The sequence below is a fragment of the Ehrlichia minasensis genome, from assembly GCF_004181775.1.
Taxonomy (GTDB): Bacteria; Pseudomonadota; Alphaproteobacteria; order Rickettsiales; family Anaplasmataceae; genus Ehrlichia; species Ehrlichia minasensis.
In genome coordinates this window covers 1-21,702 of sequence record NZ_QOHL01000005.1, presented here as the reverse complement: position 1 = coordinate 21,702, position 21,702 = coordinate 1, and the positions used below count along the sequence as shown (strand labels likewise).

General features: G+C 30.0%; 16 protein-coding genes, 1 tRNA gene and 1 rRNA gene. 6 read left to right on the top strand and 12 right to left on the bottom strand.

The window, feature by feature from the left end:
* Positions 1–130 precede the first annotated feature (130 nt).
* The 3 genes from DRF75_RS01655 to DRF75_RS01645 are packed head-to-tail and all read left to right on the top strand — an operon-like array spanning position 131 to position 2,596.
* Complete coding sequence (locus DRF75_RS01655) at positions 131–625, top strand: phosphatidylglycerophosphatase A family protein (RefSeq protein ID WP_235424711.1); 495 nt, start codon at positions 131–133, stop codon at positions 623–625.
* A gap of 1 nt (position 626) precedes the next feature.
* Positions 627–1,412: a GNAT family N-acetyltransferase gene (locus DRF75_RS01650; protein WP_045170849.1), complete on the top strand. Its 786-nt coding sequence runs from the start codon at positions 627–629 to the stop codon at positions 1,410–1,412.
* Between the two features lie 41 nt (positions 1,413–1,453).
* Positions 1,454–2,596, top strand: a complete 1,143-nt coding sequence (locus DRF75_RS01645; RefSeq protein WP_045170848.1) for a hypothetical protein — start codon at positions 1,454–1,456, stop codon at positions 2,594–2,596.
* Positions 2,597–2,627: 31 nt separating this feature from the next.
* Here the strand turns inward: DRF75_RS01645 and iscX are convergent, their stop codons facing one another.
* The 4 genes from iscX to rpsD all read right to left on the bottom strand — a co-directional run bounded on the left by iscX (position 2,628) and on the right by rpsD (position 6,140).
* The gene (gene iscX / locus DRF75_RS01640; protein ID WP_045170847.1) at positions 2,628–2,828 is read right to left on the bottom strand and encodes a Fe-S cluster assembly protein IscX; all 201 of its coding nucleotides are present in this window, start codon (positions 2,826–2,828) and stop codon (positions 2,628–2,630) included.
* 684 nt (positions 2,829–3,512) lie between these two features.
* Positions 3,513–4,634, bottom strand: a complete 1,122-nt coding sequence (locus DRF75_RS01635; protein ID WP_045170846.1) for an AI-2E family transporter — start codon at positions 4,632–4,634, stop codon at positions 3,513–3,515.
* 802 nt (positions 4,635–5,436) lie between these two features.
* Positions 5,437–5,523: transfer RNA gene (locus DRF75_RS01630), tRNA-Leu, on the bottom strand.
* 8 nt (positions 5,524–5,531) lie between these two features.
* Positions 5,532–6,140: a 30S ribosomal protein S4 gene (gene rpsD / locus DRF75_RS01625; RefSeq protein ID WP_129992549.1), complete on the bottom strand. Its 609-nt coding sequence runs from the start codon at positions 6,138–6,140 to the stop codon at positions 5,532–5,534.
* 401 nt (positions 6,141–6,541) lie between these two features.
* On the opposite strand from rpsD, the gene DRF75_RS01620 reads away from it, so the two are divergent.
* Complete coding sequence (locus DRF75_RS01620) at positions 6,542–7,198, top strand: P-loop NTPase family protein (protein ID WP_045170844.1); 657 nt, start codon at positions 6,542–6,544, stop codon at positions 7,196–7,198.
* Positions 7,191–8,000: a bifunctional hydroxymethylpyrimidine kinase/phosphomethylpyrimidine kinase gene (gene thiD / locus DRF75_RS01615; RefSeq protein ID WP_045170843.1), complete on the top strand. Its 810-nt coding sequence runs from the start codon at positions 7,191–7,193 to the stop codon at positions 7,998–8,000. The genes DRF75_RS01620 and thiD overlap by 8 nt, the downstream gene beginning before the upstream one ends.
* A gap of 288 nt (positions 8,001–8,288) precedes the next feature.
* Here the strand turns inward: thiD and DRF75_RS01610 are convergent, their stop codons facing one another.
* The 8 genes from DRF75_RS01610 to DRF75_RS01575 all read right to left on the bottom strand — a co-directional run bounded on the left by DRF75_RS01610 (position 8,289) and on the right by DRF75_RS01575 (position 20,296).
* Positions 8,289–9,557, bottom strand: coding sequence for a hypothetical protein (locus DRF75_RS01610; RefSeq protein WP_129992548.1), 1,269 nt, complete (start codon positions 9,555–9,557; stop codon positions 8,289–8,291).
* Between the two features lie 228 nt (positions 9,558–9,785).
* Positions 9,786–10,142 carry a succinate dehydrogenase, hydrophobic membrane anchor protein gene (gene sdhD / locus DRF75_RS01605; protein ID WP_129992547.1) on the bottom strand — a complete coding sequence of 119 codons (357 nt, stop codon included), beginning with the start codon at positions 10,140–10,142 and terminating at the stop codon, positions 9,786–9,788.
* 12 nt (positions 10,143–10,154) lie between these two features.
* Entirely contained in the window at positions 10,155–10,541 is a 387-nt protein-coding gene (gene sdhC / locus DRF75_RS01600) for a succinate dehydrogenase, cytochrome b556 subunit (RefSeq protein WP_045170840.1), read from the bottom strand.
* Positions 10,542–10,715: 174 nt separating this feature from the next.
* A 16S ribosomal RNA gene (locus DRF75_RS01595) occupies positions 10,716–12,222 on the bottom strand.
* A 229-nt stretch (positions 12,223–12,451) separates the two neighbouring features.
* Positions 12,452–13,732 (bottom strand): 3-phosphoshikimate 1-carboxyvinyltransferase, encoded by a 1,281-nt coding sequence (locus DRF75_RS01590; protein WP_200887580.1) that lies wholly within the window; start codon positions 13,730–13,732, stop codon positions 12,452–12,454.
* A gap of 388 nt (positions 13,733–14,120) precedes the next feature.
* On the bottom strand, positions 14,121–17,483 hold the full coding sequence (gene dnaE, locus DRF75_RS01585; RefSeq protein ID WP_200887579.1) for a DNA polymerase III subunit alpha: 3,363 nt from the start codon (positions 17,481–17,483) through the stop codon (positions 14,121–14,123).
* Between the two features lie 573 nt (positions 17,484–18,056).
* Complete coding sequence (locus DRF75_RS01580) at positions 18,057–18,914, bottom strand: EndoU domain-containing protein (RefSeq protein ID WP_045170837.1); 858 nt, start codon at positions 18,912–18,914, stop codon at positions 18,057–18,059.
* A gap of 566 nt (positions 18,915–19,480) precedes the next feature.
* On the bottom strand, positions 19,481–20,296 hold the full coding sequence (locus DRF75_RS01575) for an EndoU domain-containing protein (protein ID WP_045170836.1): 816 nt from the start codon (positions 20,294–20,296) through the stop codon (positions 19,481–19,483).
* A 269-nt stretch (positions 20,297–20,565) separates the two neighbouring features.
* On the opposite strand from DRF75_RS01575, the gene DRF75_RS01570 reads away from it, so the two are divergent.
* On the top strand, positions 20,566–20,859 hold the full coding sequence (locus tag DRF75_RS01570; RefSeq protein ID WP_045170835.1) for a BolA family protein: 294 nt from the start codon (positions 20,566–20,568) through the stop codon (positions 20,857–20,859).
* Positions 20,860–21,702 lie beyond the last annotated feature (843 nt).

Here is a 21,702-nt window from a genome sequence, read left to right as displayed (position 1 = left end):
AAAACACTGATAACTATACACCTATACTTTTGTATAAGAAGTTTAAGCTTGCTACTTAATATATAGTTTAAGTGCTTTATTGTAGAGTTAATTTATTTGTTTTTCATGTAGAGGTGGCATGCAATTATATATGACGGTAGCTACATGGTTTGGTTGTGGTAATATAACTAAAGCACCAGGAACTGTTGCTAGCTTTGCTACAGTATTGCTTTTTCCTGCTGTCATATTAAGCAACTTATTCGGTATACTAATCATTACATTGATAACCATTTTAGGATGCCTTGCAATCCCAAAATATTTATTAGATTACCCAAATAAAATCGATCCTAAAGAAATTGTAATAGACGAAGTTATCGGACAATCAATAGCTTTCTCTCTTCCCATATTTTTTTTCAGGTATTATCATTACATACCTCAAACATTTCATGTTGTATATACATTACATTACATTAAAATATTCATCATCAGTTTTATATTTTTTAGAATATTCGATATCACAAAAATATGGCCAATAAACATTATTGAGCGAATATCTGGAACTCCCGGCATAATACTAGATGATGTTCTTGCAGGTATTATGTCTTCTATATGCACTACATTTATTATTATCAAAACAGGTACTTAGAGTGGAAAACGGGCACATTTCTTCTTTGGTAGTAAGTAACTTAAAAGATTACATGATACATACAATGCAAGTATCAAACTTAGAAATTCATCATTTTCAAAACATTACACTTACTATTAATGATAGTAAGAGTTCATTACTCAATTTTGCCTTTTATGATAATACAACTGAATGCAATGAAAAAAATATAATAGAGGTTTTAGAATTTCTAAAAAAAAGAAAAATTGATGCAACTTGGCCAGTAGAATCACACATGAAAAAGTTAAAATCAACTCTTGAAAAACTAGGATTAGTAAGTGTTAGCCCTCCAAAAAAAGCAATTGCAAACATAGAAAACTATATCATTCCACCTACAAAAGGCCCAAACATTACGCTAGACATAGTAAACAATGAAGAGAAATTATTAGAACTGGATAAAAGTGCATCAAAAATATTTTACAGTCAACAAAACGAAATTACAACTTTTTTAAGAGGGTTAGCCAATCACCATGATATTAATAATTCAAAATTAAAATTCTTCCTAGTGAAGTGCAACAATATTAAAGTGGGCATATGTGGAATGTATGTACAAGACAAAGTTGTTGGATTGTATAGTGATGGTGTGTTTTCAGAATATCGTAATCAAGGAATAGCAAGTCAAATGGTATTAGAAAGAATTAAAATAGCAAAAAAACAATATAATTGTTCTTATGCTGTAGCTCAATGCATGAAGCCTTCTGTAAACTTGTATAAGAGACTAGGATTTAAAATGCTTGGTAGCTTATTTCTATACACATCTTTGGTATAGAGTTTTACAAAATCACAATAAATTCAAGAAGATACATTATTATGTTTATTTACGTTACCATTTTTTTATTAATATTTGTTCTAGGTTTATTAATAAATGCCTATTATCGCGCTAACGTTAATATTTGTGCGTTAAAACACAACAGTAATCTTATTAACAGTTTATTATCGACCTTGGGAGATGGATTCTATCTTTGGGATGAAAAGCGACGCATCGAAAGATTCTCACCCAATTTACAAATTCTACTCAATACAGTCTTTTATTCTTTTGACGAGTTTGCTGATTTTTTTGAAGAATCAAAAGAACTACAAAAAAAATTTGCTGAAGCAAAAAAAGTTAATAAATCATTTACTATAGATTTAAAAGGCCAAGACACAGAAATATACTGTACTTGTTATGGACAAAGTATAGTTGACAACAATGGACAAATAATGGGCGTATTGCTTTGGGTACAAAATATAACAAACTATAAATTAGCGATAACAAGTTTAGAATACGAAAACACAACATTAAAAGAAAACTTACTAAACTATACTGACATATTAAATAATATACCATATCCCTTATGGAAAAGAGACAAAGATTTTAAAATCAAGACCCATAACTCATTTTACTCAGAACTTGTACAACATAATATCATAGACATAGAACAAAATTCACAGCTCATTGGCAAAAAAAACAACAAAACAAATCAAAAAGTACAATATGCTATCATTAATAATGAAAGAAAACTATATAACATGATAGAAATTCCCATAAAAAACTTTACAGAATTTATTGGGTATGGAGAAGATATAACTCGACTCAACTATTTTGCTCAAGAACTTAAAAACTATACTACCTTACAGATAAATCTATTAAACAATCTGCCGAATGCTGTAGCAATATATAATAGGGATGGATCAATTATATTCTACAACAAAATTTTCACAAAACTTTGGCAATTAAACTCTTCATGGTTAGATACTAATCCAAATTATTCAAGTATTTTACAAAAAATATATGAAGATAGTAACCTTTTAGACAAAGAAAAACTAGATTTAATATGTCAACAACAGTATGAAATATTTAAACAGGTTACCGAACCATATCATGGAACGATTATTTTAAAAGACAACACTACACTCAAAGTTACAGTTATCCCAAATTTCAAACAAGAGCTAACTTTTATATATAACAAATAATTATTCCATTATTGAAAGTGCAAATAAAAATCTATTTATTTTTACGTTCTTCATACCAAGCTAACTGTATAGATTCTAGAATTTTCTCATTACAACCATTCTTATCATCATCAAAGTCTGGCAATCCTAAAATCATTAAACGCAAATCTGTAAACCTAGTATCAAATATATCATGTTTAGGGTAATGATCTTCCAAAGACATGGCAATACTTTCAATATCATTCCATTTCATATAAAACACCTTTGTTTGAGAATATAAATTCCATTTAATATATAAAAATATAATTACACAAGCTAAACTACATCACAGCATATTAACATTGAAATAAAAACATTCGTATTAAAAACATAAATACATTATATTCTCTATATAAAGAAATAAAATGTATTATACCTCACTTCAGATCATAAATGATACTTTACTTTCAGCTACCGTTTAATAAGCAACATAAGGAAACTAATTATCACACACATTTCCAATAACGTTAAAAAACAGCAATAAATTTAAAAATAAATACTATACATTTAATAAGTCACTCACATAAATACCTTTTCACCTTACTTAAGATATCTTATCAAACACAACTCTACTAAAACCTTTCAATCAGTACTTTATAAAATTCACTATCCATGTAGTAATCACAAATCAATACTAACTATTTCTATAACAGTTTTCTCATTAGTTTTTTGTAACATTCACTATTTATTAGCAATACAAATAATAATACAATTCAACTTTGCAGAACAAGTCCTTCACTAACATTCTTGTTAAATACACTACACATTCAGTAACTTATAACAGCACAACATGAACTATTATTGTAAAAATTTTCATCAGTATTTGCAAAGCTTACTATCTCTCTATGTAGTAACTATCAATAATGATTCAACAATAACTATTGCTATAATAAGTCTTTCAACCAGTATTTTTGTAAAATTCACTACTCATATAGTAACTTATAAAAGATTTAACAAATACCCCAACTATTGCTGTGATAGGAATTGATAATAATATACCTGTAAATCCAATTTGTGACCCACACGTTATCATTCCAATAATTATCCATATAGGATGTATATCTATACTCTTTCCTATTAATAGTGGAGTAATGATATTCGACTCAACTAACTGCCCCACAATAAACATTCCTAATACTATGCTACATACTGTCCAACTATTAAATTGTAACATTGTTATAACAAAACTTAATAATACACATGAAATGGGTCCAACATATGGAATAAAAGTCATAGCTCCTGATATGAATCCTATAATTAAAAAATATTTTAACTTTATCAAACTCAAGCATATTGTATAGTATATGCCCATAATGAAACACACACTTAACTGACCTCTAATGTAAGCTGAAATTATTTTGTCTATTCTCTCTGTATAGAGCTTAGCAACACTTTGATATTTTACAGGAATCAGTGAATTCGAATATTTAACAATTGATGGCCAATTACATAATATATAGAACAACAATATAGGAGTAATCAATATGATAGACACTGTATAACTTATACTTATACTAGAGTTTATTGCACCAAACAATATATTATCCAGACTTTTCAGTATACTTACTAAAACACCAATAAAAGGTTTTATATTTTCATAACTCAACAAATTCTCAAAAGACAACTGCGATAACCTCATTACATTAGACACCTCTTCATATTCAACTATATTATATTTTTGAAGAAAAGCAGTTATACTATCTTTGTGAATTAATGGTATTCTCTCTATAAGAAATCTTACAAGCGATAGTAATTGCGAATAAGCAATAGGTATAAAACTAATCAAAAACGCTATAATTATACACACAGAAGACAGTAAAATTACAGCAACAGAAAACTGACGCGATAATCCTATATTCTGCAACTTGTTTACCAATGGATTGAGTAAATAAGCCATTATTATAGCACTACAACATGGAGCAAATACAGGTTTAATAATAAAAATTGCAAGTATAATTATTAGAATAATAACACTACGTGTTACATACTTATCAATCAGCTTACAAAGTTGATCACTCATCAGCTTAAGCATATAAATTTTTTTACATTATACTATTTTAGAATTTTTTGCATAGATATATATTCAACTTAACACAACTTAGCCTAATTATTTAATAAAAAGGTAACTACATCAAGTTACTTAATGCTTTTAACAATTGACGAAAATACCTTTTGTCATATCTCATACATAAGAGAAAAATTTACTTTCTTATAGTTTTATAACAATTTTACTATTACTCAGGAGAAGTTACATAACAAACTATAAATCACATCAGTTTAACTATTGTACAACTCAGTATTATCCACGCTTGTAATAACTTTAATAAATATGTGCTACAACTTACTTCTGTTATAACTTGTGTAAAAAATAATAAACAAGATATCTTTACAAACATAGGAAACATTGACTATATTAGCTCTTTATAAAAATCGTAGCATACTATTTTTAGTAATATGTTCACCTTAATTACTATCTAAACTTACATTGATTTATTAAACCAAGTATAACTTGTGTAAATTCTATTATTTATAACATTTCAGTTTACATTTAGATATCAACTAAATGTGTGTTCTATGATGGATCATACCAAAATATAATTGAGTTTAATAAAGTTAAAATATTTTTACAGAATTTATATTAGGAGTAATGACCCTTATACAATTACCTATACAAATATAACAACACACTACAATCTATTAACTACAGATTTACATTAACTCAATTATTGTTCAACAAAACAATTATTTTTTAGAACTGACCAGACTTATACTAAGCTATTAACTCAACAACTCAGTCGCGAAATAAAACTCTCAACTTACTTTGGTGCCCATGGGGAGACTTGAACTCCCACGACCTTACGGTCAACGGATTTTAAGTCCGCAGCGTCTACCGATTCCGCCACGTGGGCGCTACAGATTATCTAGAGTAAAACTCTATAACTAAATTAACTTCCATAGTAGCTGGATATGGAATTTCACAATATTTAGGTACTCTTAAATATCTCACTGACTTCTCCTGAGTATCAACTTCCAAATAATCAGGTACTTTATGCTCCTGAGATTGTATCGCAGCAATCACTGCAGGTAAATTCTTTGCCTTCTCTTTAAGTGTAACTACATCACCTACTTTCACAATATAACTCGATATGTTTACTGTCTTACCGTTAACCAAAACATGTTTATGAGATATTAGTTGCCTTGCGGAAAAAATAGTAGGTACAAGCCCAGAATTATACAGAACACTTGATAATCTAGATTCTAATAGTCCAACAAAATTATCACCAGTATCGCCCCTTTTCTTATACGCTTTCAAGAAAACATTGCGCATCTGTTTACTACTTATAGCATAATAAAACTTAAACTTCTTATGCGCTGCAAACTGCTTACCAAAATCAGATGGTTTTTTATAACCCATATTACCATGCTGACCAGGCGGATAATTCCTTGTATTAAATGGATCCTTAGATCTTCCCCAAAGGCTTACACCTAATCTACGACTTGCTCTATATTTTCTTTGTATTGCCATATATCCTTATTGATAATCAAACTAAAACGTATATAAAAATATTAAAAAAATACTCTTAACATAACATAACACAAACACATAAACTTTGCAAAATACAAAACTGTGTGAACTTTAGTATCATAGCTTTATCAATACATGTCAATTTATTTTTATGAATTTATTACCGCAACATACCCATTAAAGAATATTGTAAATGAAATAAATCTATTGAACAACATTACCTACACACACATTCAATTAACAGATTTATCACATTTCTACAATCTACACTTATAGATCACTAGACTATAATAATAAAACCACATTTTTGTCAAGAATATATACGTAAATTTACTAGCATGGTAGTATCAACAATATTACTATTATAACAAATAATAAACTCACAAATTGGTAATTAATAAATGCAACTAACATTATTTGATCTTAAAGATAGTTACTCATATCACTATCATGACTACATACTGTTAGAGCAAAATAAAGCAACATATAACATGTTAATGAACCAAGAATGGAATTCTTTTATTTTATATGGAAAATCAGGCTCAGGAAAAACTCACCTTGCACATATATGGCAAAAACTTAAAAATGCTATTTTTATTGATCAATATCTAACCAATACTAAAGAAGACATAGGGAATATAATATTAAATCATAACGCCTTCATTATAGAAAACATAGAAAATATAGACAATGAACTATCTATATTACATTACTACAATTATATAAAAGAAAATAAAAAGCTACTACTCATGACTTCTTCTATAGCTCCTAGATTGCTCAACTACCACATAAAAGATTTAAAATCTCGTATACTACATACTATGAGTGCAAAATTAGCAAATCCAGATGAAGAACTATTAAAAATTATGCTCATAAAATTATTTGCTGACAAACAAATACACATAGAATTAAAAGTTATAAACTACATACTCAATAATACAGAACGCTCTTTTCAAAATTTAAGCAATATAGTAAAATGCATAGATAGAAATTTACCTTACTATAACAATGGCGTTACTATCCCTTTCGTAAAATCTATAATAGAGAAACATGACTGAACATCAATACAAAGGCAAAGTACTAACAATAGCTGGATCTGACTCTTCTGGTGGCGCTGGTATTCAAGCAGACATCAAAACTATTTCATCACTAGGTTGCTATGCAGCAAGTTGTATCACATCAGTCACAGCACAAAACACTTCCAAAGTTTATAATGTATATAACATACCACAACATATTATTCAGCAACAGATAGAAGTTGTTTTATCTGATATCAACATAGATGCAATTAAAATTGGGATGCTACCCTCTTCTGAAGCAATCATAGCAGTAGCACAATCTTTACCACACATTCCTATCGTTGTAGACCCAGTAATGATATCAACATCAAATTGCAGATTAATGGACAATAGTGCAATTTCTGATTTTATAAAACACATAATTCACAAAACAACAATCATTACACCAAATATCACAGAAGCAGAAGTTCTAACTCACACTAAAATTACCAACCAAAATGACATGATAAAAGCAAGTCAAACAATCAAGTCACTTGGAGCAAAATATGTTTTAATTAAAGGCGGGCATATCAATCAAGAGATTATAAATAATATTTTACTGACAGAAGACAATCAAATTTTGAACTTTCCACATCAAAGAATTTTTGATGGTGAATTACACGGTACAGGTTGTACTTTATCTTCAGCTATTGCAAGTTTTATATCACAAAAAATTTCAGTACAAGAAAGTGTAAACTTAGCTATCCAATATATTCTTAAAACCATCAAAACAGTTCCACAAATAGGAAAAGGAAATAATCCTGTCTTTCACAATTACAATGTAATAAACCCTATCTTTTAATAAAATCTATATTTTCTATTTTAGTTACTCACATTATAAATTTATGATTCAAATTCAATGTAACTTTGTATTGTAATTATACATACATTTTAATTAATAAATTGCAACAAACGTATTTGTAAACAACAATATATCTTGTGAGAACATCATAAGGCGACCAACCACTTAGTGATACTACCTTTAATATTCTTATAAGCTCCAAATTATAACATAATAAATTTAAGAAATAAAACCCATTAGAATAAACAACAACATTATATTGGAATGTATGATGTTTCTATCAACGAACTACTGTACAGCTTTAGTATGTGCTTTTTTGTGCTTAGTTAACTCTTTACTTATATCTTCTTTCGTACCACACATAATTTGCGAATCAAGATCCTCACCAATTTTTCTTACTTCTTCTAAATCACGACGACTCATCTTTTTCTTTTGCTTTTGATCACCTTCTCCTTTCTGCTGCTCTTCGATATCTTGCGCGTGTTCTACAATCAAACCATCATCTGTTCTTACATTTTGCCTCAAAGCGTCAGCATCCCCAGTCACTCTAGCTTTAAGTAACATACAATCTTTTGCAAAAGATAAACAAGAACCTTTTACATCTACAATCACAGATTTAGCAGGTTTAACAATAGCAGCAAATCCTGCAGTAACTGGTAAACAGGACATATTCTCGTTATGTACACCATTTGCTATTGCGCTAGGTACTCTAATCATAGCCTCAGAAAAATCAGCAGCATTTTTTACAACACAAGAAGAGCATCTTAAGCTATTTGCTATCATAGATAATAAAAATATACAGCATGTTCTAAAATATGGTCTACCACCACCTGTTACAACCCCAGAACTTTGATGAATTATATCTCTATCTATATTTTTAGACAGAAATCCAACAATTTTTTCACAACACAAACCAGCACCAGCTAATACTGAAGCTGCTAATCTACCAGCACACCCAACTGTCAACCCAGATAAATTCAACGGTAACATAAGAAAGGATAGTAACCAATCTCGTTGCCCAGTCTCCTGATTAACAATAGAAAAAGAAAAAGGATAAATGTTGCTATGTTGAACACTTAACATTACTTTTCTATCACCTCCACTAGATACTGGATCAACAACACTATTACCATCACAAGCTATAACCAGCACCTTATTTCTTTCTGTTTTACCTTCAAAATCTTTATAATTATCATCAGCAGTATTTATAGCAAACAATCTATGTCCTTGCACATTATAAATTGGACCTCCGTCTGGAGATTTTAATGGGGTAATTGGGTATTGTTTTCCTTGATATATTAAACTATTTCCTCGAACTTCTAACCCTTTTCCATGACATTTACTAGATACATATTTACATGTTTGATTTCTATGCAGTGCTGGAAATCGTGCTGTGCAAGTTACTGCTTGGTTAGTACCAAAAATAGGTAAGACACGAAGTAATGGGATAATACCAACATTACCGTATACTTTACGCAGTATACCAAAAACTTTTAAACCATTAGATGGTATTACTCTAATGCCACGCCTAACACCATTAAAAAAATTACCTAACATACTTAGTCAACACTAACTATAAAATACAAATATTCACTACATTATACAATATAACAGTAAAAAAATTAATATTAAGAATATTATAATATACAGAGCCAGATATAAATATCTTATATAAAAATAGATTTACCAACGACAAAACATTAAGTTTATAGTATACAGAAAAAAGAAAAAAATTATTAATTAAAAAACTTTATATTATTAATAAATTACAGACAACAAACGTGATTAATACACAAATAACTTATTATACAAAACTATAAACACCAAAAACAATACTGTTAAAACTGCAATCCCTTTAATAACAAGGAATAACGATGCCCTTAATACAGCAGAATGTATATAGTCTTCTAATATAACTTGTATACCCAAGACTCCATGATAAAACGCAAAAACAAAAAAGCATAATAAAATAATAAAATCAGTTATACCTATACTAGAAAAACATAAATGAAGATCTGGTAAAGACTTGAATATTAAAGAAACAACAGCAACAAACTTAAACAAAAACCATATGGAAAGAGGGAGTAAAACAAAAGCTGTAGCTCTTTGAATCAACCAATGATAAACTGAATGACTAGCCATAATACTATACCATCAACTCAGGAATAAACTATAAAGTATAAAAGAAGAGATTATGCATAAACACACAACAATTATACCAGTAATCTTCACTGCAGATTTAGTCAAACAGAATCCTAAATCCCATAACAAATGCCTTATACCATTTAAATAATGATAGGAAAATATATTTAACCATATAAACGCAATCAACTTGAAAGAATACAATGATAAATAAGAAGCATAGAAAAAATTATAAGTCTCATATACAACTTCAGGAAATAAAAAAGCAGCAATAATACTCCATGAAATTACAAATAGACCTACAAACAACAACATGCCAGTAAATCTATGCATAATAGATAGCTTATATACAACCTTATATATTTGCAAATGTGGAGATAGAGGCCTAACTTTCGACATTATCAAATTAAAAAAAATGAAACAAACTTTAAAGAAACTTATAATTAACTACAAGAATAAATACAATATAACACTTAAATATTAAGCTAAGACAATAAAAATAAAATAGAAAGAAAGACGGCGTAGCACCTTATCCAAACATTACTAAAAAATAATATAAGATAAGAAAGCCTAAAAGGAGGTAATCCAGCCGCAGGTTCACCTACAGCTACCTTGTTACGACTTCACCCTAGTCACTAACCCAACCTTAAATGGCTGCTTCCTTGCGGTTAGCACACCAGCTTCGAGTTAAGCCAATTCCCATGGCGTGACGGGCAGTGTGTACAAGACCCGAGAACGTATTCACCGTGGCGTGATGATCCACGATTACTAGCGATTCCGACTTCATGCTCTCGAGTTGCAGAGAACAATCCGAACTGAGACAACTTTTATGGATTAGCTAAACCTTGCGGTCTCGCAACCTATTGTAGTTGCCATTGTAGCACGTGTGTAGCCCACCTTATAAGGGCCGTGCTGATTTGACATCATCCCCACCTTCCTCCAGTTTATCACTGGCAGTTTCCTTAGAGTGCCCAGCATTACCTGTTGGTAACTAAGAATGAGGGTTGCGCTCGTTGCGGGACTTAACCCAACATCTCACGACACGAGCTGACGACAACCATGCAGCACCTGTGTAAGGTCCAGCCGAACTGACTCCCCCTGTTAGGAGGGATACGACCTTCATGTCAAAAAGTGGTAAGGTTTTTCGCGTAGCATCGAATTAAACCACATGCTCCACCGCTTGTGCGGGTCCCCGTCAATTCCTTTGAGTTTTAGTCTTGCGACCGTAGTCCCCAGGCGGAGTGCTTAACGCGTTAGCTACAATACAAAGATAAAATCCTCACATTTAGCACTCATCGTTTACAGCGTGGACTACCAGGGTATCTAATCCTGTTTGCTCCCCACGCTTTCGCACCTCAGTGTCAGTATCGAACCAGATAGCCGCCTTCGCAACTGGTGTTCCTCCTAATATCTACGAATTTCACCTCTACACTAGGAATTCCGCTATCCTCTTTCGACCTCTAGTCTAGCAGTATTAAAAGCCGCTCCAAAGTTAAGCTTTGGTATTTCACTTTTAACTTACTAGTCCACCTACGTGCCCTTTACGCCCAATAATTCCGAACAACGCTTGCCCCCTCCGTATTACCGCGGCTGCTGGCACAGAGTTTGCCGGGACTTCTTCTATAGGTACCGTCATTATCTTCCCTATTGAAAGAGTTTTACAACCCGAAGGCCTTCTTCACTCACGCGGCATAGCTGGATCAGGCTTTCGCCCATTGTCCAATATTCCCCACTGCTGCCTCCCGTAGGAGTCTGGACCGTATCTCAGTTCCAGTGTGGCTGATCGTCCTCTCAGACCAGCTATAGATCATAGCCTTGGTAAGCCATTACCTTACCAACTAGCTAATCTAACGTAGGCTCATCTAATAGCGATAAATCTTTCCCCCGCGGGGATTATACAGTATTACCCATCATTTCTAATGGCTATTCCGTACTACTAGGTAGATTCCTACGCATTACTCACCCGTCTGCCACTAACAATTGCCTATAGCCAAAAGCTATAAATAATTGTCCGTTCGACTTGCATGTGTTAGGCTTGCCGCCAGCGTTCGTTCTGAGCCAGGATCAAACTCTCAAGTTTGACAAAGCCATATATATTATGGCTTGGACTCATGCAAACAAACAAATAAAATACTTTGATGCACGATAAAATAAATTAGCTATTATGCATCGCCGCCTTTATTTCTATTCTATAAATTCCAACTATTCAAACAACTTCATCATCTATGACATTTAGCCATAGGTTGAATTATCAATTAATATACATTCAATGTCAATACATTTTTTAACATTAATTTTAAAATAAAAAATTATATGATCTTAATACCAGCTCCATGCTTATTAAATAACTCAATAATTGAAAGCAAATCTCTTGTTTTTCTAATATTTTTTATTTTTATAACATTATTAGAAATCATACCTATGACTAAAAACAATATTGTAATTTTAAAATCGTAACATGCGTCTACTAGATTCCAATCTAAAACATTATCAGAGCAACCGTAAATAATTAAACTATTTCCTTCTACATCTATTCTGATTCCACCTTTTACTAATTCATTTATCACAGTTTTCAATCTCTTATCCATAAGTATATGATCTAACATATTGCTTAAAACTGTTATCCCATCAGCATACACAGCTATTATCACAATAAATAAATATTCATCAATATCAAAGTCATTATTATGTAAACACCTAATGCCTTGTAAAACACTACCTTTAATCAAAAGATCCGCAACTTTTTCCCCAATTGCATTGTTTCTATGATTAACAAAAAAAAGATTACCTCCCATTTCTATCAAAACTCTATGAAAATTTTTTATTCTATCAGTAAGTAATACATTTAATATGCTAATCTCTGATTCTTTTAAAATTAGAGCTACAGCTATAAAAGATAACATACAAAAAAAATCATTGGGAATACACACATCTTTAGAGTACAATTCCCGTTGACCAGATATACTAATTACATAATTCCTATCTACAAAGCACTCTACCTCTGCATTAAGATATTGAAGTGCAGGTATAATACTATCCTTACCAGTAGTACTAATTATAGTTGTAGTACCAAAAGTATTCAACGCAGCAAATATCATTGCTATTTTTGTTCCATCATCTTTAGCTGTATACCTTATAGGCAACATATCTATACATCCAACTAAAGCAACTGGCAATTTATTATCATTTGCAATAAATCTAGCACCCATTAATAATAATGGTTTTATTACTGTATTAATACTACTATCTCCACACAAAAAAGATGTAAAAGGACAATTAGCTAAGCAGCCCATAATCATATAAATAGCTGGATTATTCAAATACAATGCATCCTTTGGACAAAGAAACCCTCCTACACCCATTCCTTCAATAGTACAAACTTTACTATTTTTGTTATATTTAATTTTAATGCCAAGCAAATTCAAAGATTTTATGGTTAACATTATATCATCATTAAATACAATGTCATAAATCTTAGTCACACCTATTACTTGAGACGCCAACACTAAAGTTGCATGTGACATTAAATTATCTTTTAGCATATCTACATGACCACATATGTGGTATATTTTCTCAGATATCAGCACCATAAACATCGACCTATTATCGAGATATAACTTAGTAGAATATAACAATCATCACATTCATTAATTTAATATTCCAATAATATCAGAATACACAAGAGTACTAGAGATATCATCAACACCACTAGATACTACTAAAATGTCAACAACACTAAACAAATTAGTCAATTGAACGTAACCCTACACACTTATTTAATCATTAATATGAGAAAGTACCAACATTTATAATTACATAATTATCAGCATTCAATATAATTAGTCAACTATATCCCAATAAAAATTCTTTAACAAAATCACCAATAAATTCAAATATACTTATTTAAAAACTACTGAAGATTTTTATATAATCAAATACTAAATTGTCTTTATTCTAGATCAACAAATTGGAACAAAACTAAACTGGAATGCTATTAACTTCAATATCCCTTACCCAACTTAATTTGAAAATTTGCATAAAAATTAAAGGAGTAATTAAAAAGCTATTCGGTAATTGAATTGTCACATGATCATCAGGCAGCAGCACATCAATCAATACAATAGTAGAACCATTATCCTTCAATAAACTTGATAACTCTTTTATTATAACACTGTCTTCAACACTGACATATATAACCATACTCTTGATAATAGAAGATATTTTACTTTCAAAGCTATATATATTCTTACCAAGCAATCTTGCTGCAGTGCTATAAAAATCATTATCCATTTCAATAATAACAGGCGCACCACTGGTAAATAAATCTTTATTGTCTTCTATTACACTCCCGTTATAAAAAGCTATTTCATGAATATTATAAGGATCAGAAAGAGTCACAACTGCAAATTTATCCCTAGTTGCAGAACGTACTTTAACATTAGAAATTATCCCCACAATTTTATTATTATAAGCAGACCTATCATCATAGCTAATAAATCCTATATTCAACTTTTCCAAAAGACATTTATAATTTTCCATAGGATGATGATTAAGATAAAACCCTATAGAAGAAAATTCATTATCTAACTTCTCTTCTCTAACCCAATCATCAGTCTCTGATAATTTATAATGAGTTCTATCAGTAAATAAACTGAACTGATTAAAATTAGCATTGTATTTATTATATTCAATAATGTCTAAGAACAGAAAAACTGACTCAAAAAGCTGTTTTCTATTGCTATGAATACTATCCAGCACTCCAGCTTTAATAATACTTTCTAGTATTCTCTTATGTACACATTTAGTACTTACCCTATCAATAAAATCCCATATATCTTTATAGGCAACATCATCTACTATTTCTTTTGCTGAATGTTGTCCCACATTTTTAAGAGCTCCAAGAGCATATCTAATAGATGACGACCCTTCAATAGTAAAGAATACTTTGGAAGTATTAATATCCGGTGGCAATATCTTTATACCATGCAACTTTGCTTGATGACATAACATCTCTAACTTATCTTTATCTGTTATATCTAAATTCATAGAAGCAGTAAAAAACTCTAATGTATAATTAGCTTTTAAATAAGCAGTCTGATAACTAATTAACGCATAAGCTGCAGCATGAGATTTATTAAATCCATAACCTGCAAACTTTGCCACCAGATCAAAAATATAGCTTGCCTTTTCTTCTTCTATTCCATTACTAATAGCACCATTTATAAATGCTCTACGTTGATTATCCATTTCCTCTTTGATTTTCTTACCCATCGCACGTCTTAACAAATCCGCTTCACCTAAACTATATCCAGCCATGATCTTAGCAATTTCCATGACCTGTTCTTGGTAAATGATAACACCAAAAGTCTCTTTAAGAACATCTTCAAGAATTGGATGTATATAATCTGGCTTTTCAAACCCATGTTTACGCGCTATATATATAGATATGTTATCCATAGGACCTGGCCTATAGAGAGAAATTAACGCAATAATATCATTTATATTATCTGGTTTCAGCTTACTAATTACTTCTCTCATACCAGAACTTTCAAGCTGAAATACACCAACAGAATTACCTGCAGATAACATTTCATATGTTTTTTTATCATTTAAAGGAATACGTGATATATCAACATTTTGGCCTCCTCTATTTACCAAATGACAAATTTGATTTATAACAGTTAATGTACGTAATCCTAAAAAATCAAATTTAACTAATCCAGCCTTTTCAGTATATTTCATATTATACTGAGTAATAGGAAGAAAAGACACATTATCATAATATAAAGGTAGCAACTCCTCTAACTTTCTATCACAAATTACAATACCTGCAGCATGTATCGAAACATGACGATAAAGTCCTTCAAGCTTTAACGATATTTCTAATAATTTAGCAACTGTCTCATCACCATCACGTTCCTTTTGTAAATTCTTATCCATCTCTATCGCTTCAGATAAAGTAACAGGCCTAACTGGGTTATGAGGAATCATCTTGCAGATTCTATCTACTTGAAAATAAGGCATTTGCATAACTCTACCAACATCACGGAGCACAGCCTTAGCCTGCAATTTACCAAAAGTTATAATATGAGCAACATAACCATACTTTTTTCTTACATACTCTATAACGTGATCTCTACCTTCCTGACAAAAATCAATATCAAAGTCTGGCATTGAAATACGATCAGGATTTAAAAATCTTTCAAAAATTAAACCAAATTCTATAGGATCAAGATCAGTAATTTGCAAAGACCAAGCAACAAGAGAACCAGCTCCAGAACCCCTACCAGGACCTACCATTATATCATTCCTTTTACTCCAGCATATAAAATCCGATACTATTAAGAAGTATCCTGCATAATCCATTGAAATAATAATATCTAATTCATAATGCAATCTTTCATAATACTTAGATGTTTGTTCCTCAGACAAATTGCTATCTTTCAAACGACTATTTAAACCATCAATTGCTTGGCTTATTAATTCTTGACTTTCATTTCTACCGCTTGAACAAGGAAAATGAGGCAACATTGGTTTCCTGATTTCTGGCATAAAAGAACAACGTTGGGCTATCAATACAGTATTAGAAATTGCCTCAGGGATATCCACAAATAACTCATGCATCTCATCAGAAGACTTAAAATAATGCTCTTTTGTAAACATTTTTCTATCTTCTTGAGCAATATAATTACCACCTGATATGCAAGATAACACATCATGAGCTAAAAAATCTTCTCTCCTTGCAAACAGCACATCATTTGTTGCAACTAATGGGACATCCTTTTCATAAGCAAATTTAATAAGTGTTTTTTCTATTAGCTTTTCTTCCTCAATATTATGACGCTGAAGTTCAACATAAAGATTATCTTTAAAAGCAAGCAATAATTTATCTATAATGCCATAGTCAATTACATTTCCCAATAAAAGTTGAGCTAAAAACCCATCGTGTCCTCCTGTGAGAATGATAATTCCATCTTTCAGGTCAATAAGTGTGTTTAAATCGATTCTATTAATTTTACTGGACTGATCATTTCTAAATGAATTACTAATAAGATTAACAACATTGTTGTACCCAACTTGATTTTTAACCAATAATATTAGTTCTCCAATATTATCACCATTATAACTTACCATTATATTACAACCTATAATAGGCTGTATACCTGAATTAGAAGCACAATCAGAAAATTCCAAAGACCCAAACAAATTACCTGAATCTGTCAATGCTAATGCAGGCATATTATGTTGCACACATAAGTTCACTAAAGACTCTATTTTTACCATCCCATGAAGCAATGAGTAATCACTATGAGATCTAAGATGAACAAATATTTGACTCATAATTACCAATTAACAAGCAATTTACTACACAGAATGATACACAATTCAGTGAAAGCTATAATTTATATTGCATACCATGCTATACTTATAATAGATAGATATACAATAATAATTCACAACAACAAACCAAAAAGCAATTTTAGTAATAAAAATGATTGCAACAAAAATGTGATAAATTGCTTGCTGATGATTTCAAATGATTATTAATTAAATATTACTAACACACTAACCCCCATACTCAAGTACTTATATGTAACTTGATACAATCAATAAATTACTGAACATTTAAAAACAACAATAATGTTATATTTGTTAACTATAATTACGCAATATAAAATTTAGAAACAATTTTCACTGATAAAAAAGAACCGTCTGGTATTTAACTTCAACAAACTAGTTATTTAGCTGATAACATTCACAAGTTAATCTAATAAATCACATACCATTTCCACAAGTATTTACCAAACCTAAGAAACTTTAATATTTAAGCAAATATCACTTAAGCCATAGTAGAAATAAAAAAGCTACTATTTATCATAACCTAAAGATTTTGATAAACAGTAGCAAAATTTTTTATTTTTCACACTCACATTCTGTTTCTCCAGGATCACACTGCGGTGTTAAAGTAGAATAGAAAGTCAAAATAGCATTATCCTTAGCTACAAACGTATAATCTACACCATCATTTTTATAAAGACATTTTTTTAAAACATCACCACCTAATTCTCTGTGTTTAGAAAACGCTTTATAAGCCTTTGTAGCATTTAATATAATCTCATCAGCATGTAAAAAATCACACCCTTTTCTAGGATCAATAACTAAGTAATTGTTAGGATTTCTAAATATTACTCCAATTGTATAAACTTTATCACTTACTTCATCAACTACAGCACTATCATAGTGTCTACCAGCCCAATGATTCTCTTGAGCTTGAATATAACGTCCAAAAAAATGCATACCACCTAATTTAAGAATATCAGGCTGTCCACACATAATATGAGCAAAAGCTTGTTGATCAAACCATAATTTTGTTAGCTCATCTTTAAACTGAGCAAGATCTGCATTAGGAGTAAATACCTCATGATTTAAATCTTCATAAAGTTTCTCAACATATTCCTTATACTCAGCATTATCTAACATCACTTTAAAAAGATCTGCTCTAGGAGTATTAATCCAATTGCCACAAACATTTAAAACAGCTCTATCAAACTTATTCAGCTCAGGAACAACAGGCAAATCACAATCATTATCACCGTCTTTATCCATATTAAAAAAAGGATTCATGATAGATTGATTTCTTAAACATTTATAAGAATTTTTTACATCATCCTGATTTTTTAAAACCTCAAGAGGTGGGTAAACATCCGAACAAGCCATTAAACTAAATGGTAAAAAAATTACCAATAAACATACATATTTACAAAAATTCATAACATTACCTTCACATTTATCTACAAAACTACAAGCGTTTGTTGTATTTCAACTATACAAATCAGTATAACTGCTAATCATTTTATTAGAGACAATCTATTTACTTTAATATCATAAATCACAGCATATTTTGTCAAAGATGCCATAATATTAGATTTACATACTAATAATATATGCAACATTGAAATAACACGCAAAAGCACAATTTTAATAAAAGCATTATACTAAAACTTTATATTAAGAATAAAAAACTCATATATAATATAAAAAAGTAAACTATCACTCATTATAAAATTAACTAATTAATACTATATTTAGAATCCTTAAAATTCAAAGAATAAAAAATCCTTAAGAAATAACTTTCTTAATGTCACACTAAAACTCTACTGTCTCTCCTTACAGAAAATTACAATAGGTTGTTTTAGCATAGTAATATAATCAGTATTCAAATTTCAGTACTCTAAAACTTTGCACTTTAAAATCAAGCTAAAATTTACTGCTACATAATTACATACAATTCATAATGTATATATAACATGCAGCAGTAATAAAACAATTATTCTACATTATCTGATACAAGCACATTCTGTTTGACCTCTTGTACAAGTTGGGTTGAAAGCCGCAAAAAATGTAACAATAGAGTTTTTACGTGCTACAAACACATAATTTACATCTTCATTATCATAAATACATCTTCCATTTGCTCTTTCTACTAATTGCGAATTTTTAGATAGTCCCTTGTAAGCCTTAGTAGCATGTAATATGATTTCATTAGCGTGTAAGAGATCATAGCTTTTTTTAGGATCAACTGTTAATTGACCTCTAGAATTTTTAAACGCAACTCCAATTAAAAATACTTTATCACTAACTTCATCCATCAGATCGTCATCATAATACCTACCAACCCACTGATTTTTCTGAGCTTGCAAGTAACGTCCAAAAAAATGCATCCCACCTAATCTACCACGTCTAGGTTGTCCACACATTATATGAGTAAACCCATGATTATTGAACCATAATTCTGTTAATTCTTTTTTAAATGTATCAAGATCTGCATTTGGAGTAAACACTTGATGATCTAAGCCTTCATATATTTCATCAATATAATTTTTATATTCTTTTTTATCCAATAGATTCCTAAAATCTTCTCTCTTTGGAGTACTACCCCAATCACCACAAATATCCAATACAGCTTTATCAAATTTATTAAGCATAGGTGCAACAGGCAAGTCATTACATTTGTCGTATTTACCAGCCTTAAAAAAAGGATTTATCCCAGATGGATTCTGAGTACACTGATCAGGAGTTTCAACAGGCTGACATGCTATCAAATTGAAAGGTAATAGCAAAAAGCAAAAATAAATAAATTTATAAAATTTCATAACATTATTCCTCAAATAATAAAAAATTCACAATATATCAATTCATAAACATATTAGATAAAAAACTTCAACTTGTATACTAAATTAAGAATTATTTAGTAATGATGTTTATAATTTTATTAATAAATTAATCTATTAATACACACGCCATCCCACATTTTAAAGTTTTTGTTAATATTAAGTACTTACTTACTGAGTTTTTATTCTTACAACAAAACACAACCTAGAAAAAATGTTATAATGTATTAAAGTCAGTATTGTAGGAACCAATGGATATCATTCAAAAAATAGAAAATAAAATTATATCTGCACTAAATGTATTTAAGATTGAAATAATAGACGAATCATCAAAACATCATGGACATAACTTTCATTCTATTTCCAATATTTCACATTTAAAAATACAAGTAGTATCTGATGATTTTTTAAAAACAAGTAAAATCAATCGACACAAAAGACTACACAAGATCTTAGAAGAAGAAATAAAGCTAACACATTCAATTTCATTTTCACTTTATACAAAAGCAGAGTATCAGAAACTATTTTCTTCTATAACAAAATAACCTACTATTCATATATATAGTCAAAAATGAAAAAGATAGTATTATACTTACTTGATCAATCTCTATAACCCTATTATAATCAAGTATCTAAGTATACTAATATACACAATGTGAAATTTAAGTGCTTTAAAATAAACCAAAGGCAACACTAATAGTTAACAGGGTATCATACAAAGATTTAAAAGCACTTAATTAGTATATGTAAATTTTATTCTTTTAAAATAAATTTAAGCGTATTATCCATACTAAAATTACTAAGACATATTCAATATACTAGTACTTACATTGTTAATCTTTTAAACTTAAGTTAAACTACACTTAAGCACATTAGAGAATTAAACAATATAACTATTTCCAGAATAATTCACCAACATTTCTAACATATATATAACACTACAAAAATAGAAAACATACCAATTTCTAGGTACACTACTTTAAAATTTCCTTCTGAAATACCACACAAGCTGTAGAAAAATAACCATTTATATTCTAATTATTTGACAAGAAACTTACAAATATTTCTAATCATCAGTTTTATATATTCAACACGTGGATATTATATTCCTAGCACTTCAATGACACTACTAACACTCTACCTACACATGATGCTATAGCACATAAATGAAAGCATACTAATTTTTATGGTACACTAACTTAACATTTCCTTACTAAATAACTATGCAAGTTCCAGAAAAACAACTATTATATTCAATATTTGAAAAAACCTACAAATATTTCTAATCATCAATTTTATATATTCAACACTTGGATATTATATTCCTAGCACTTCAATGACACTACTAACACTCTACCTACACATGATGCTATAGCACATAAATGAAA